Source organism: Negativicutes bacterium (assembly GCA_018052945.1).
GTDB lineage: Bacteria > Bacillota > Negativicutes > JAGPMH01 > JAGPMH01 > JAGPMH01.
Map to the genome: position 1 here is coordinate 1 of JAGPMH010000009.1, position 15,720 is coordinate 15,720.

Here is a 15,720-nt window from a genome sequence, read left to right on the forward strand (position 1 = left end):
GAATTAGGGATAGCGCCATATTTGTTAGTATCAGAAGTTCCTTTAAAGGTTAACAAATAAATTTCAAAGAATAAATGAATAAATGGAATGAAATTCAATAATAAATAATATGGAGATTTATTTAGGTCGGCTAATCTTCTGATTTTTATAGAAATATTGGTAATAAATAAGGCTAAGGTAAATAGCAATATAAAGATTAGCATTATTTTATTTTCAGGAAAAGAATAGAATACTAAAAATCTATGAAGGGAAATAACAAATAGATAAAAGATGATGTTTACATAAAGGTAGTGTATTCTGTTAACTCGTCCGGAAAAAGTAAGAAAATCTTGTTGCAAATAAGTGAAAAATTTCATGGTGCACCTCGCTAAAAGAACTTAAAATATTAGGTATTATTTTAAAAACAATATTAAGACATAGGGTGATTTAAAAATAACTACAATTAATTACAATAATAACAAATAATATAATTATTATCAATATAAGGAAACTATTTACTGAAACTATTTTCTTGCTAGGTGTATGGTTATTAGCTACAATAATGGTAACTGAAATATATTTAGTAGCTATTATATTAATTTTATGTGATAGGTATTGAAAGCAGAAGATTATGGGGTGAAGCTTATGGAAGAAAAATTTGCGCAGAATAAAAAACAATTGTTATGGTACTTTCTTTTGTCATTCTCATTAATTTTTCTGATTTCTTTTCTGATTTTATTTTTTATTGAAAAGGAAGTTAGTGAAACTAAAATTGAGGCATTAAAAAGTCAAGAACAAAGGGTGGTTAAATTAGAAAATGACTTTTTAGGGCGAGAATTTAGTATGGTTTTATCGGACCTGCATTATCTTCACCACGCTTATGAAAATAAACTAATAAAAAGCAACAATTATGCTGAAATAGCAGAAAATTGGGCGGTTTTTTCAAACCAACGAAAAATATATGATCAAATTAGATTTTTAGATGCTGATGGTATGGAGAAAATTCGAGTAAATATCAGTGAAAATGGTAGCTATATTGTTCCCGATAAAGATTTACAAAATAAAAAAGAACGATATTATTTTACGGAAGCTATAAATTTAAAGGAAGAAACAGTATATGTTTCACCGCTTGATTTGAACATGGAGCAAGGAAAAGTGGAAATTCCGTTTAAACCAATGATTAGGCTTTCGACACCGGTATATGACAATGATGGTAAAGTTCGAGGGATTATTGTTTTAAATTACTTGGCAGATTATACTTTGTTAGGCTTAAGAGAGTTAGCAAAAAATAGCCAAGGCGAGATATTTTTATTAAATTCAAATGGCTATAGTTTATCATCAGATAATGTTGAAAATGATTGGAATTTTATGTTTGCAGAGAAAAAAGAGCAAAGTTTTGCAGGTGATTTTCCAGGAGCTTGGAACGCAATTATTGACCATACGACTCAAGTTTTGACTGACCAAGGGTTGGTTACTTCATTGCCGGTCTTATTAAGTCATAAATTTAATTTAGGGCAAGTTAATGATCATCGACAAAACTTAATCCTCGGTGATGGAAATTGGTACATTGTCTCGGTGGTTGAAAAAAACAATAAAAACGCAGAGTTTTTTAATAATGACTTAACAACAATTTCTTTAATGGTATTTAAAAAGAATATGTATTATTTTCTTTTAATGATAGTTGTTTCAGGCATTGTTGGACTATTAATATATGTTAACAGGAAAACATATTCGAAAATTAAATATTATTCCGAGTATGATCATCTTACCAAGACCTTAAATCGGCGGGCTGGTATAACAAGGCTTAATAAACTATTTTCTGAAGATAACCGAAGGCATTTAGTAGTTAGCTTATGTTTTATTGATATCAATGGCTTAAAAGAAGTTAATGATAGATTAGGGCATAAAATGGGTGATGAACTTATAACGACGGTGGCTGAAGTTATCAAAAAAATTATTAGAGAGCAAGACTTTTTAGTTAGATTAGGTGGCGATGAATTTCTCATTGTTTTTAATGGTATTGATATTAGTGCTGCTGAAAATATCTGGAAGAGAATTATTGAAGCTTATGATAAAATAAATACGGTAGAACAAAGAGCCTACAATATTAGTGTTAGTCATGGCATTGTTGATTTTGACAACAAACAAAAAATTAATGTGGATGATTTAATAAATACTGCCGACGAAAAAATGTATCAAGAAAAGCAAGTTATTAAGAAAAATTTGCAGGTTGTTCGCTGAAATTTAAAATGAAAGTAAAAATATTTATTGAAAGAGGTTTGTGTTTATAAAGACAAATCAAGGAGTGGAAGTTGATGTTTTTAGAAGGAATGAAGATAATGCTAGGCGATAAAACTTGTGTTAAGGTGGAAGAGGTTGTTTGTGGAGATATTTTAATGACAGAAAATTTTGCACAAGTTAAGGTCATAGCAGTTATTGATGGGGAAGAAGACGCAGTGACATATATTAAATTACAATCAGGCGGTAATATAGTTGTCAGTGCTGATCAAAAATTTTTAACGGCTAAGGGCTTAGTTGAGGCTAAAGATTTGACAGTAGGAGAAAAGCTGATTTCAACAAATTTAGCGGAAAAAGTTATTGAAACAATAAGAATCCAAGATAATAAGAAGAAGGTTTATGGTTTTTATCTTGAAGGCAAGAATTTATTAGTAAATGTCAACGGATTTTGGTTGAATAGTTGTATTGATTAAGAAAATATTTTAGTGTAGTCCTAGTGGGAGCGAATTCTTGTTTATAATATCATTATAAAATTATAGTAAATTACCACTCAAAAGAGTATAATATAATTATTAAGGTTATTTAATACAGTAGGAGGTATTTGTTATGCCGAATTTTGAAGAGACAATGATGTTTAAAGTAGAGAATGAAGAAATCAATGATGCATCAATTATAATAAAAAAGGTCTGCCAAGCTTTAAGTGAAAAAGGATATAATCCGATTAATCAGCTTGTAGGTTATTTATTGTCCGGAGATCCTACTTATGTTACCAGCTATAATAATGCAAGAGGGTTAATTCGTAAATTGGAGCGCGATGAATTATTAGAAGAGCTTGTTCGTGCTTATTTAAAGAACAAATAGGGGGACTAATGAGAATTCTGGGACTGGATGTTGGTGACAAAACGATTGGAATAGCTGTAAGTGATGAACTTTTTTTTACAGCACAAGGGGTTGAAGTTATTAGACGGACTAATTTGGAGAAGGATTTTGCCAGATTAAGTGCTTTAGTAACTGAATATGATGTAGATACTTTTGTTATTGGTTTGCCGAAAAATATGGATGGTAGTATTGGCGACAGAGGGTTATTGGTTAAAAAATTTGCAGATGACTTAAATGCTGTTATTAGCGGTAAAAAGATGATTTTTTGGGATGAGAGACTTTCTACTGTGGCGGCACAAAAGTCGTTAATTGCAGCCGATGTTAGCAGGGCTAAGCGTAAAAAAGTCATTGATAAAATGGCGGCTGTTTTTATTCTACAGGGGTATTTAGATAGTAGGAAATAATACTTTCTTGACAGGGGTTTATTTCTATTATAGAATTTAGTAACAATTTAAATAAGAGGTGAAAAGCATGACTGAAAAAGATAATGAAATAATGGAAGACGATGAGTTAATCGTTGTTATGACTGACGAAGAAGGTAATGAATATTATTACCGTGAAGAGTTAATAATTCCAGTAGGTGAAGACAGATTTGCTTTACTAGTTGAAATCCAAGAAGACGATTGTGAAGATGGTTGCGACGATGATGGTTGCGATTGTGGTTGTGGCGATGAAAATGTAGTAATTGCTAAAATCGTTGTTGATGAGAACGGTGAAGAAGTTTATGTTGATCCAACTGATGAAGAATTTGAAGCTGTTCAAAAAGCATATGATGAATTAATGGAAGATGATGAAGAAGCCTAATTTTAGGTTTCTTTTTTTTGTAATTTTTGTGTATAATAATAGAAGTGTTTGTGATTGAGATGTGGAAGGGTGATTGTGTTGTTTTGGTCAAAAGGAGAAAACCAAATTTCTAAATGGCTGATAATAAGCTTTTTTATCTTTTTTGTTTCTTCAATGTTAGCAATTGGCATGGTAGGAAACTCTATTTCGAAAAATAAAACGGTTGATGTTTATGTTAAGGTTAAACCGGGGATGACGACGGATAATATTGCACATTTGCTTTATGATAAGGGTGTAACTAAAAGTGTGACAGCTTTTAATTTATTTGCGAAAATGAATAATTTAGATGGAAAATTAAGAGCGGGTAGTTATCATTTTTCTTCTAATATGACATATAGTAAAATTATCGATATCTTATCAAGAGGTAATATTGTAAATTATAGTTTTACAGTTCCGGAAGGTTATAATGTCAATGAAATTGCCAAAAGCTTAGAAGATAAAGGGATTGCTGATGCAAAAAAAATAAAAGAATTAGCAAAAGAACTTAAACCTTATGATTATATGCAAAACAATAACTTTGACAATAAATATATTGCGGAGGGTTTTTTATTTCCTGATACTTATCAAATTGCTGAAGAGTCCAATGAAAAAGATATTGTATTGATGATGATAACTGAATTTGATAAACGCTTTGATGATAAAATGAAGGCAAGAGCTCATGAAATGGGGTTAAGTATTAGAGAGGTTGTAATTTTAGCCTCATTAGTTGAGAAAGAAGCTAGAATTGACGAGGATAGACCCATAATAGCACAGGTATTTATCAATAGATTAAAGCAGGAAATGCCGTTACAATCCTGTGCAACAATTCAGTATATCTTAGGGTATGCTAAACCTGAACTAAGTATTCAGGATACTAAAATTGAATCGCCTTATAACACTTATCTTCATCAGGGGTTGCCACCGGGACCGATTGCTAATCCTGGATTAGCTTCGTTGAAAGCAGTTTTATACTCACAGCCTACTAATTACTTATATTTTGTAGCTGATAGTGAGGGTAGACATCATTTTAGTGAAACCTATGAAGGACATTTAAGAAATATACAGCAGGTAAATTAATTATGAAAGAAATTTTAAATGAATTAAAAAAATATGCAGAAGAAAATAGAGTGCCAATCATAAAAGATGAGGCGATGCAGGTGCTTATTGATGTCTGTAAAACTAAACAACCTAAGAATATCTTGGAAGTCGGGACAGCTATTGGTTACTCTTTATTAACAATGTTGGATAGCATTAGTGTAAAGGCTAATGTGATATCGTTAGAACTTGATGAGACCAGAGCGGAAATTGCTAGAAACTCAATTAACAAAGCTTGTTTAACAGAGTTTGTAGAAATTATTGTGGGCGATGCTGGTAAAACTTTATTGGAACTTCAAAAAGCACAGAGAAAATTTGATCTTGTTTTTATTGACGCTGCTAAGGCACAGTATGTTGACTATTTAAATAAAATTTTACCGATGTTGGCGGATGATAGTATTATTATTGCAGACAATGTTTTATTTAGAGGTTATGTTGAAGGGTTAGAAGAGACACCACGAAGATTTAAAACGATTGTGTCGCGTTTACGAACTTATATTGACTTAGTTACTAATAATATAGATTTTGAAACGGTAATATATAAAGAGGCTGATGGAATAGCGGTTTCTTATTATCGGAGGGGGAAGAATGAATAAGCCTGAATTATTGGCACCTGCCGGAAATTTGGAAAAACTTAAAATGGCGTTAATATATGGAGCGGATGCTGTTTTTATGGGGGGAAAAGCTTTTGGCTTAAGAGCGTTTGGTGGAAATTTTAATGATGATGAGTTAAAAGAAGGGATTGAATTTGCTCATAGTCTTAATAAAAAAGCCTATGTAACGATAAATATTTATGCTCATAACAGTGATTTAACAGAGTTGCCGGAATATTTAAGATATCTTGAGAGTATCAAGGTTGATGCAATTATTGTCGCAGATTTGGGTGTTTTCCAAATAGCAAAACAAACTACTCCTAATCTACCTATTCATATTAGTACTCAAGCTAATAATACTAATTGGGCCTCTGTTAAAGCTTGGCAAGAGATGGGGGCAAATCGAGTTGTATTAGCTCGAGAATTGTCTTTTACCGAAATAAAAGAAATTAGAGATAATGTGAAGCTTGATTTAGAAGCGTTTATTCATGGGGCAATGTGTATTTCTTACTCTGGACGCTGTTTGCTTAGTAACTATTTTACTGGTCGTGATGCCAATAGAGGTAGTTGCGCACAGTCTTGTCGATGGAAATATACATTGATGGAAGAAAAAAGACCAGGAGAATATTTTCCTGTGTTTGAAGATGAAAGAGGCACTTATATTTTCAACTCAAAAGATATGTGCATGATTGAATATTTACCGGAACTGATAAATAGTGGCATTAATAGTTTCAAGGTTGAAGGACGGATGAAAAGTGTTCATTATGTAGCATCGGTTATTAAAGTTTATCGCCAAGCTATTGACAGCTATTATGAAAATAGTCATGATTATCAAGTGAAAAAAGAATGGATCGAAGAACTTAATAAAGGTTCACACCGAGAATATAGTACCGGCTTTTATTTGAATAAAACAACAGAAAAAGATCAAATCTATGGCAATTCTTCTTATCTGCAAACTCATGATTTTATTGGGCTAGTTTTAGATTATGATGAAAATAGTGGCTGGGCAGTTGTTGAACAAAGAAATAATATGAAAACAGGACAAGAAATAGAAATAATTCAACCACAAAAAGAAACCTTCAACCAAAGACTTGAATTTATGTTAGATGATGAAGGTAATGAAATAAATATGGCTCCTCATGCACAGCAAATCATAAAAATTAAAATGATGAAGCCGGTAGAAAAATACTCGATGTTAAGAAGAAAGGCTAAATAATGAAAACAGAAATTTTTCTAAAGGTTAATAAAGAAGATATAAATTACATTAACAGAATTATGGAAGGTTATGAATATTTGGGGGTTGTGAGCACAATTGATAAAAAAGAAGGGATTATTGTGATCAGAACGACTACTGATATGTATGATGAAGCCAAAGTGATTTTGGAAAACTTAGAGATTGATTTTCAGTATTTATAATTTTTTTCGAAATATAGAAAATATAAGAATAATATGCTAAAATGGAATAGCTATATTTTTGCTATAAGGCTGTGATTTTTTTGTCAAAAAAGAAAATTTTAGTAATAAATGGACCTAATTTAAATTTATTAGGCAAGCGTGAACCTACTATTTACGGTAGCAGTTCTTTGGAAGATATTAATGAATTAATGTTACAAAAAGCAGCTGTTAATAATATTGATATTGAATTTTTGCAGTCAAACCACGAAGGCGTAATTGTTGATAGTATTCAAGACGCCACCAATAAATTTGATTATATCATTATAAATGCAGCAGCGTTTACGCACTATAGTATTGCAATTAGAGATGCAATTGCCGCTATTGATATTCCCGTTATTGAAGTTCATTTGTCAAATATTCATAAACGGGAAGAATTTAGAAAAAATTCGGTAATAGCGCCGGTTGTTGTAGGTCAAATTTCAGGATTTGGTGTAGATAGTTATTTAATTGCCCTGGAAGCTGTGGTGCGGTCTTTCGCTAAAGAGGTTGTCAATGAATAATAGACTGATACTATTGCAGAAGTTTTTAAGTAAAAATAATTTAGATGCAGTAATTGTAAAAAAGCTAGAAAACGTTTATTATTTTAGTGGTTTTACCGGCACTACGGGAATGCTGTTAATTACGAAAAAAGGTGAATATTTATTGACTGATTTTCGTTACATTGAACAGGCTAATGGTGAAGCCACTAATTATAAAGTGATAAATTGCGTAAAAAACGTTTATACCGCGATTATTGAAATTATAGAACAAGATCAGAGTTTGAATGTTGGTTTTGAAGGTGAATACTTTACTTATAATGATTACTTTAAGCTAAACAAGCTCAAGAAGAATTTAAAATATAAAAATATCAATTTAGATGAATTGCGCAGTATTAAAGATGAGGAAGAAATAGCTCATTTAAGAAAAGCTGTAAATATTGCTGATAGGGCTTTTGAACATATATTGTCTTATATCAAGCCTGGTCGTAGTGAAATCGAAGTTGCGGTTGAATTAGAGATTTTTATGCGTCGTTTAGGATCGCAAAAAAATGCTTTTTCAACGATTGTTGCCTCAGGGATTAGAGGAGCGTTGCCTCATGGTGTGGCAACTGAAAAAATCATTAATGAGGGTGAATTGGTAACACTTGATTTTGGAGCAGTATATAAAGGTTATCATTCTGATATAACTAGGACGATTTGTGTGGGACCAGTAGAAGAAAAGCAACAGCAATTGTATGACTTTGTTTTACAAGCCCAGCTGTTAGGGGTTAAAACCTTAAAACCTGGAGTTTCAGGGCAATTTGTAGATGAAGTTGTGCGTAGATATATTATGAATGGTGGTTATGGACAATTTTTTGGACATGGACTCGGTCATGGGGTGGGGTTAGAGATCCATGAGTTTCCAAGGTTATCACCAGCTAGTATGTGTGATAGCTTAAAGCCAATGATGGTTGTTACTGTTGAACCAGGGGTGTATTTGCCTGGGTGGGGTGGCATAAGAATAGAAGATACTGTTATGGTTACTACTGAAGGTTGTGAAGTCTTAACAAAAAGTAGTAAACATTTAATAGAAATAGATTTAAACCTTTAAAAGGAATAATGGAGGGTGTTTGAATGATATCTAGTAGTGATTTTCGTACCGGTGTTACAATTGAAATTGATGGTGAGGTATGGCAAGTAATTGATTTCCAACATGTAAAACCGGGGAAAGGTGCTGCGTTCGTAAGAACTAAAATGAAAAATGTGCGTACAGGTTCAGTGGTTGAGAGAACTTTCAATCCGGGTGAAAAAATTCCTAAAGCACATGTTGACAACCGCAAAATGCAATATCTATATGAAAATGATGAAATGTATGTTTTCATGGATAATGAAACTTACGAACAATCAGAGTTAACTAAAGAACAACTTGGCGATGCTTTGAAATACTTAAAAGAAAATATGGATATCAGCATTATGATGTTCCAAGGAACTATTTTAGGTGTTGATTTACCTAATTCGGTAGACTTAGAAGTTATCGAATGCGATCCTGGTGTTCGTGGTGACACTGCAACAGGTGCTACTAAAATGGCAAAATTAGAAACAGGCTATTCGGTGCGTGTACCATTATTTATAAATCAGGGTGATGTATTAAGAATTGATACAAGAACTGGCAACTATATGGAAAGAGCATAGTTGTAGTAAGAAAAAAGGTTGGTTAAGCTAGATGATAATCTAACTTAACCAACCTTTTGTTATTGTATTAATTTTTCAATTAGACTAAAGTTGGGATCGATAATTAATGCTTTTTCATTAGTGTAATTTACAAACCCTGGCTTTGTGCCATTTGGTTTTTTTACATTTTTTTTAAAAGTATAATCAACCGGAACTTTGGAAGAATTTTTAGCCTTACTAAAGTGAACTGCTAATTGTGCCGCAATTTCAAGAGTTTCATCTGAGATGTGATTTTTAGATCTGATAATAATATGAGATCCGGGAATATCTTTTACGTGGAGCCAAAGATCATTTGGCTGTGCTAATTTAAAAGTCAGATAATCATTTTGAAAATTGTTTTTACCAATAAATATTTCGGTGTTATCGGGGGTTATTACTTTTAATGGATTTGCTACCTTTTGCTTAGGTTTAAATTTACGTTGTTCTTTTAAATAATTTTCTAAAATTAACTCATCTTTTATTTCGCGTAGTTCTGATAGTGCTTCTGCATGCTCTAATGAGGCTTCAATTGTTTTTAGGTAAGTCAGTTCACTATTCGTAGTTGTTAGTTGAACTACTAATAGTTCTTGCGCACGCTTTAACTTGTTGTATTTATTATAATAAGCATTGGCGTTTTCTAAATATGTTTGCAAAGGATTTATTTTTATAGAAATTTCATTATTATAAGGATCTTCGCTAAACCAATCATTGATCAGAATAAATTCTTGAAAAGGTATTTCATTTGAATTAGGGATTGTTAAGAGCAAGTCTCCGTATTTTTTAACACTTTCCGCATCTTGCGCTAAAGCCAATTCTTTTTCTAAAACAATCAATTTATTGCTTAACTTGTTAATTTCATTGGTGACTATTTTTTTTAGCGTTTCTTTTTCAGGGGCAATATATTCGCCAATTAACTTGGCACTATAATCTATTGCTTTTGAAATGGAGCTGAATGATTGTGTAGTAAAACTTGCTAAATGTTGAAGATTAAAAGCAGCAATCGCTAGTAGCTTATTATGTTCATTGATAATAAGAGTAGGGTTTTCGAGATTATTGCTTATTAAAGTTTTAAACTCAATAATGTTCTGTTCTAATTGTGTTAGCTGAGTTAAAGTTAAATCTTGAATCGTTATATTATCAGAAATTCTTGAACGGAAGATAATTTCTTTAGCGGTAATAGGACCAAAACCGATAAATGTTTGTAGTAAAAATTTATAAGGAGTTTGCTTGCTGTCCTTTAATAGCTTTTTAATAATATTGTTGTCGGTAGTTAAGATATTTAATTTGTCGGGATCTTGTGGTAAAAAATACTCTTTATTCGGTAAAACCAACCTAATTCGACTCATGGTCGAACCTATTTTTTTCAGTGCGTCTAGAATAATATTATCTTGTAGTAAAATAATATTACTATATTTGCCCATCAACTCAATTACTAGCACTTTTGTTTCAATTAAGCCGCCTTTACCGATAACATCAATGGCTAGATTTATAACTCGATCTGTAGCCGTTTGAAAGATTTCACTAATGCGACCGTCTTCGATATGTTTTCGTAAGAACATACAAAAATTAGGGGGCGTTTCTGGATTGTTAAATTCTGCTTCAGTTAAGTTTATAGTAGGATTGTTTGGATTTACTGAAATAAATAAGCAGTGATTTTTGCCTGGTTGACGAATGTTAATAATAATTGTAGTTTTATTTGGTTGGAAAATTCTATCGATTCTACCGCCTAATAAATTATCTTTTAATTCGCGGCAGAGCGGAATCATGGAAAAGCCATCTAAACTCATATTTTTCACCTATTCTTTATATTATTAGACAAGTATAACATTATAAAGATAAGCGGTCAAAATGAGGAAGTGGCTGTTAGATAATTTGTCAAGTTGCAACTAAGTTATAGAGGAAGTAAAATATAAGATAAGAGTATTTTGAGGGGGAATTACAATGAGTTTTAACTTTACTAAATGGCACGGCTTAGGGAATGATTTTGTGATTGTTGATTTGTTTAAAGAAAATATTAGTGATTGTAATAATTTAGCGATAAAAGTATGTGATCGAAATTTTGGAATTGGTGCCGATGGCATGGTGTTGGTAGGCCCTTCGACAATAGCGGACTTTAAAATGCAAATTTTCAATTCTGATGGTAGTGAGGCGGAAATGTGTGGCAACGTTACACGCTGCGTCGCTAGATATGTTTATGAAAATAACTTAACTGCTAAAACAAAATTTAAAATTGAAACTAAAGCAGGAATTATCACACCTGAAGTGATAATTGAAGATAATGTTATAACCTTAATCAAGGTTGATATGGGAGAGCCAATTTTAAAGTCGGAGCAAATACCGGTTGCTCTTCAAGGTTATGATAAAATAGTTTCATATCCGTTAATGATATTAGAAGAAAAATATGAAATAACTTGTGTTTCGATGGGTAATCCTCATTGTGTTATTTTTGTGGATGATTTAGATAAAGTAAATTTAACACAAGTTGGCCCTGTCATTGAGACTCACAACCTTTTTCCGAAAAAAATTAATGTAGAATTTGCGCAAGTTATAAATGATGAATATATAAAAATGCGTGTGTGGGAACGAGGAGCTGGCGTGACCTTAGCATGTGGCACAGGCTCTTGTGCTACTTTGGTGGCAGCGGTGTTAACAGGCAAAACTAACAAAAAAGCATTAGTGGAGCTTGATGGTGGTAATTTAAATATTGAATGGGCTGAGAACAATCATATTTATATGTCTGGCCCAGCACAGCTGGTGTTCAAAGGAGTTTATTTAGCATAAATACAGGGGGTGTTATTCTTATGAAGATTTTTATAAGTATTTTATTGATGATGTTTTTTACTTATAACCAAGTTTTTGCAATAGCACCATTAAATGAACAATCCATTACAGCAGCTCAAAAATATGGAATCGATAATAGTAAAATAAATTTAGGTTTATTTTTAAAGCCCTGGTTATCTTATGAGGAAACTTCGAGCAAATTAGATGAGACTGCTGAAACGGCGCATATCTATACTTCCTATCTGTTAATAGCAACTGATGCTAAAGAGGCTACTTTAAAAAATAAGAAAGTCACATTACAAGATAGTGAAAAAGTTATTATTGATTATAATGATATTCTTAGCTTTAGTATTAAAGTTAGCGGGGAAAATGATATTTTTGCACAAAATTTAGTAGCGATTATAGTTCAAGGTGATAACGTGGTAAAGTCTGTAAAAATTATTCCGCAAGCTGTTAGTTATAATGAAAAGAATAAAAAATACAGTGCCGGTAGTTTTGTGTATTTTAAAGAAAGCAGTATCGAACTCGGCAAGCCGATAAAATTAATAATAAGTACTAGTGACAATAACAAACATTGTTTTTATTTTGACTTAGCAAAGATTAATTAAAATCTATGGTAAAGAGAGGTGAAGATATTATTAAACATTAGTTTAATAATATTATTATGAAAATAAGTTTAGCAGAACATAGAGGCTTTTGTTATGGTGTGAAAAGAGCTGTAAAAATGGCAGAAGATTGTCGTGAAATGGAAAAAGCTCGTACCTTAGGACCGATTATCCACAACCCGCAAGTTGTGAAAAAATTAGAAAAAGATGGTATTATTATGGCTGATTCTTTAAGTGAGATAAATGAAGGAACTGTTATTATTCGCTCACATGGTGTTGGCCCGACAATTTATAATGAAGCTAAGGCTAAAAATTTAAATATTGTTGATGCAACTTGTCCACATGTTAAAAAAGCTCAGATGGCCGCTCATAAATTATTAGAAGAAGGCTATAATATAATTATTATCGGAGAAGAAGAACATCCGGAAGTGCAGAGTATTTTTGAATGGGCAGAAGGCAAAGCTACGGTAATACAAACGGTAGCGCAAGCTATTAATTATACAGCACAAGGGAAAATTGGCATTGTGGCACAAACAACTTTTTCAGCGAAAGCTTTTCAAGAAATTGTCAGTGTGTTAATAATGAAAGCTACTGAGATAAAAATTGAACGAACTATTTGCAATGCTACGGCTCAACGGCAAGAATCAGCGATTGCTTTAGCGAAGCAAGTTGAGTTGATGCTAGTAGTTGGTGGTAAAAACTCTGCTAATACTGGTCGTTTGGCAGAGTTGTGTAAGGAAGTTTGTGATAAGTGTTACCACATTGAGACGGTAGAAGAAATGAAAGCGGAGTGGTTTGAAGGCATTGCGCATGTTGGGGTTACGGCCGGAGCATCTACGCCTGATTGGGTTATTAATGAAGTCTGCCAATGCTTGAATAAAGGCGATGCTATTAAAGAAAATACTGAAAATGTGGAATATACTTATTTTAAAAACATCAATGTTGGCGATATAGTGGAAGGCTTAGTGGTAAGTGTTCGAGATAAAGAAGTTTTGGTCGACATCGGTTACAAAGCAGAAGGGTTTATTTCGTTAGCGGAACTAGCTTATCCAGTGCCAGAAAATACTAGTGGCGTTGTTAAGTGTGGCGATAAAATAAAGGTTTTGGTGCTGTCACTAGGTGGTGAACATGGCGTAGCCTTATCGAAGATTAAAGCTGATAAAGTAGAAGTTTGGAGCAAACTTGAAGAGGCACTAACGGCTAAAACTGTCTTTAATGCTATTGTGCTTGAGGCTGTTAAGGGTGGTTTAAGAATTGCTGTTGCTGGTATAACTGGTTTTATTCCATCGTCGCAAATTGATATTAAAAAAGTTGAAGATTTATCCCAGTTTAAAGGACAGTCTTTTGAGGTAATGCCAATTGAGATTAATGAAGAAAACCAGAAGGCTGTGTTTTCCAGAAGAGTTCTTTTGGAACAAGCCAGACAACAAGAATTAGATAAAATTTTTAGTGAATTGCAAATAAATCAAGTTGTAACGGGTGAAGTTAAAAGGATTACTGATTATGGTGTTTTTGTTGATTTAGGTGGTATTGATGGGTTGATTCATGTTTCAGAATTGTCTTGGAATAGAGTTAAGAATCCTCGACAGGTTGTAACTGAAGGTGACGTTGTCAAAGTTTCAATAATAAATATGGACAAAGAAAAACAAAAAATTGGTCTAAGCTTAAAAGATGTACAGCAAGATCCTTGGTTTGAAAAGGTGCAAGCAATAACACAAGGCGCTATTGTTTCGGCGGAAGTTAAAAAAATAATGGACTATGGAGTGTTTGTTGCACTGGAAAATGGTTTAGAAGGCTTAATTCGCTTAAGTGAATTAAGTGATAAAAAAATAAATAAGGCTGAAGAAATTGTTAAAATCGGTGACAAAATCAATGTCAAAATAATAAACATTGATCAACAAAATAAAAAATTAGCGTTTAGTGTAAAACAAATAGTAAGTGATAAAGAACGTGAAGAATTTGAAAAATATTTAACAACACAAGAAAAAAATGAGTCCGTAACCTTAGGAGATCGATTTGCTCATTTGTTTAAGAATATTGGTGAATAGAAGATGAGAGAATCAAGAAAACTTGATCATTTAAAATATGCAATGCTTTTACCGGATGGTCCTAGCGATAATTCTTTTAATGATATGGAATTAATACATAATTGCATGCCAGAATTTAATTATGAGGATATTTCTTTAAACAGTAATTTACTTGACTTAAACTTACATAATCCAATTATTATTAATGCTATTACCGGTGGTGCGGATGACGTACTAACTATTAATAAAAGTTTAGCTAAAGTGGCTAAGGCCACTAATTGTGCAATTGCGGTGGGCTCTCAATATGCCGGCATTGAAAATGAATTAGTGCGATCTTCTTATGAAATTGTCAGAGAAGCTAATCCAGAAGGAATTGTTATTGCTAATTTAGGAGCGTATGCTAAAGTTGATGATGCTAAAAATGCGATTGAAATGATACAAGCAAATGCGTTGCAAATTCATTTGAATGTTGGACAAGAAATAATAATGCCGGAAGGAGATCGCCACTTTGCAAATTATTTTGCTAATATAATGTCAATTATCAAAGAAGTTGATATTCCGGTTATTATAAAAGAAGTTGGCTGTGGTATTGCTAAAGAGCAAGCAGAAAAATTAATTACGGCTGGAGCTAAAATCTTTGATGTTGGTGGTAAAGGTGGGACTAACTTTATTGCTATTGAAGCGAGGCGCAATGAAAATGAAATTAGCAATGACTTTCTTAATTGGGGCATACCAACTTTAATTAGTGCCTTAGAAGTTAAGTCGGTTTTAACTGCGGAGATGGAGTTAATAATTTCAGGCGGGATAAGAAAGAGTCTTGATATTGTAAAAGCTTTGACTATTGGAGCTAGTGCGGTTGGAATTGCTAAGCCTTTTGTTGAAAAAATCAGTAATGATGGTGTTACAAAAACCATTTATTGGGTGGAAGAATTATTAGAAGATATTAAAAAATATATGCTATTAATGGGTGCAGATAACTTGCAGAAACTCAAAAATAAGCCGTTTGTCGTAAATGGCAATACTGGTAAGTGGCTGGAGTTAAGAGGGATAGACCTTAAAGGGTTTGCCGGCAGATAAA

The 15,720-nt window shown here is 32.5% G+C and carries 18 protein-coding genes; 16 read left to right on the forward strand and 2 right to left on the reverse strand.

All coding sequences use genetic code 11. The features are described 5' to 3' along the window. Positions 1 to 356: DUF805 domain-containing protein (locus KBI38_02395; GenBank protein ID MBP8628912.1), on the reverse strand; the 356-nt coding region annotated here is incomplete at its 3' end. Between the two features lie 268 nt (positions 357 to 624). On the opposite strand from KBI38_02395, the gene KBI38_02400 reads away from it, so the two are divergent. The 12 genes from KBI38_02400 (at position 625) to efp (ending at position 9,211) form a co-directional block, all read left to right on the forward strand. After that, positions 625 to 2,220 carry a diguanylate cyclase gene (locus KBI38_02400; GenBank protein MBP8628913.1) on the forward strand — a complete coding sequence of 532 codons (1,596 nt, stop codon included), beginning with the start codon at positions 625 to 627 and terminating at the stop codon, positions 2,218 to 2,220. Between the two features lie 71 nt (positions 2,221 to 2,291). Continuing rightward, on the forward strand, positions 2,292 to 2,690 hold the full coding sequence (locus KBI38_02405; GenBank protein MBP8628914.1) for a hypothetical protein: 399 nt from the start codon (positions 2,292 to 2,294) through the stop codon (positions 2,688 to 2,690). A 133-nt stretch (positions 2,691 to 2,823) separates the two neighbouring features. Continuing rightward, positions 2,824 to 3,078, forward strand: a complete 255-nt coding sequence (locus tag KBI38_02410; protein ID MBP8628915.1) for an IreB family regulatory phosphoprotein — start codon at positions 2,824 to 2,826, stop codon at positions 3,076 to 3,078. Positions 3,079 to 3,086: 8 nt separating this feature from the next. Further along, positions 3,087 to 3,500 carry a Holliday junction resolvase RuvX gene (gene ruvX, locus KBI38_02415; protein MBP8628916.1) on the forward strand — a complete coding sequence of 138 codons (414 nt, stop codon included), beginning with the start codon at positions 3,087 to 3,089 and terminating at the stop codon, positions 3,498 to 3,500. 67 nt (positions 3,501 to 3,567) lie between these two features. Next, entirely contained in the window at positions 3,568 to 3,900 is a 333-nt protein-coding gene (locus KBI38_02420) for a DUF1292 domain-containing protein (protein ID MBP8628917.1), read from the forward strand. Between the two features lie 78 nt (positions 3,901 to 3,978). Continuing rightward, positions 3,979 to 4,995 carry an endolytic transglycosylase MltG gene (gene mltG, locus KBI38_02425; GenBank protein MBP8628918.1) on the forward strand — a complete coding sequence of 339 codons (1,017 nt, stop codon included), beginning with the start codon at positions 3,979 to 3,981 and terminating at the stop codon, positions 4,993 to 4,995. Between the two features lie 2 nt (positions 4,996 to 4,997). After that, positions 4,998 to 5,609, forward strand: coding sequence for an O-methyltransferase (locus KBI38_02430; protein MBP8628919.1), 612 nt, complete (start codon positions 4,998 to 5,000; stop codon positions 5,607 to 5,609). After that, positions 5,602 to 6,822, forward strand: coding sequence for a U32 family peptidase (locus tag KBI38_02435; protein MBP8628920.1), 1,221 nt, complete (start codon positions 5,602 to 5,604; stop codon positions 6,820 to 6,822). Before KBI38_02430 ends, KBI38_02435 begins: the two co-directional genes overlap by 8 nt. Continuing rightward, positions 6,822 to 7,022, forward strand: coding sequence for a DUF4911 domain-containing protein (locus KBI38_02440; GenBank protein MBP8628921.1), 201 nt, complete (start codon positions 6,822 to 6,824; stop codon positions 7,020 to 7,022). The genes KBI38_02435 and KBI38_02440 overlap by 1 nt, the downstream gene beginning before the upstream one ends. Positions 7,023 to 7,102: 80 nt before the next feature. Beyond that, positions 7,103 to 7,561, forward strand: coding sequence for a type II 3-dehydroquinate dehydratase (gene aroQ, locus KBI38_02445; GenBank protein ID MBP8628922.1), 459 nt, complete (start codon positions 7,103 to 7,105; stop codon positions 7,559 to 7,561). Next, a complete protein-coding gene (locus tag KBI38_02450) occupies positions 7,554 to 8,630 on the forward strand; it encodes an aminopeptidase P family protein (protein ID MBP8628923.1) in 1,077 nt (358 codons plus the stop codon). The genes aroQ and KBI38_02450 overlap by 8 nt, the downstream gene beginning before the upstream one ends. Before the next feature lie 23 nt (positions 8,631 to 8,653). Beyond that, complete coding sequence (efp, locus tag KBI38_02455; GenBank protein ID MBP8628924.1) at positions 8,654 to 9,211, forward strand: elongation factor P; 558 nt, start codon at positions 8,654 to 8,656, stop codon at positions 9,209 to 9,211. Between the two features lie 59 nt (positions 9,212 to 9,270). Here efp and KBI38_02460 read toward each other — a convergent pair whose 3' ends face one another. Continuing rightward, positions 9,271 to 11,016, reverse strand: coding sequence for an NFACT family protein (locus tag KBI38_02460; GenBank protein ID MBP8628925.1), 1,746 nt, complete (start codon positions 11,014 to 11,016; stop codon positions 9,271 to 9,273). A gap of 154 nt (positions 11,017 to 11,170) precedes the next feature. On the opposite strand from KBI38_02460, the gene KBI38_02465 reads away from it, so the two are divergent. From KBI38_02465 to fni, 4 genes are read left to right on the forward strand one after another with little or no spacing between them, the layout of a single operon-like run. After that, the gene (locus tag KBI38_02465) at positions 11,171 to 12,010 is read left to right on the forward strand and encodes a diaminopimelate epimerase (GenBank protein MBP8628926.1); all 840 of its coding nucleotides are present in this window, start codon (positions 11,171 to 11,173) and stop codon (positions 12,008 to 12,010) included. A 20-nt stretch (positions 12,011 to 12,030) separates the two neighbouring features. Further along, on the forward strand, positions 12,031 to 12,618 hold the full coding sequence (locus tag KBI38_02470) for a hypothetical protein (protein ID MBP8628927.1): 588 nt from the start codon (positions 12,031 to 12,033) through the stop codon (positions 12,616 to 12,618). 56 nt (positions 12,619 to 12,674) lie between these two features. Beyond that, positions 12,675 to 14,663: a bifunctional 4-hydroxy-3-methylbut-2-enyl diphosphate reductase/30S ribosomal protein S1 gene (locus tag KBI38_02475; GenBank protein MBP8628928.1), complete on the forward strand. Its 1,989-nt coding sequence runs from the start codon at positions 12,675 to 12,677 to the stop codon at positions 14,661 to 14,663. Positions 14,664 to 14,666: 3 nt separating this feature from the next. Continuing rightward, positions 14,667 to 15,719 (forward strand): type 2 isopentenyl-diphosphate Delta-isomerase, encoded by a 1,053-nt coding sequence (fni, locus tag KBI38_02480; GenBank protein MBP8628929.1) that lies wholly within the window; start codon positions 14,667 to 14,669, stop codon positions 15,717 to 15,719. Position 15,720: the final 1 nt, after the last annotated feature.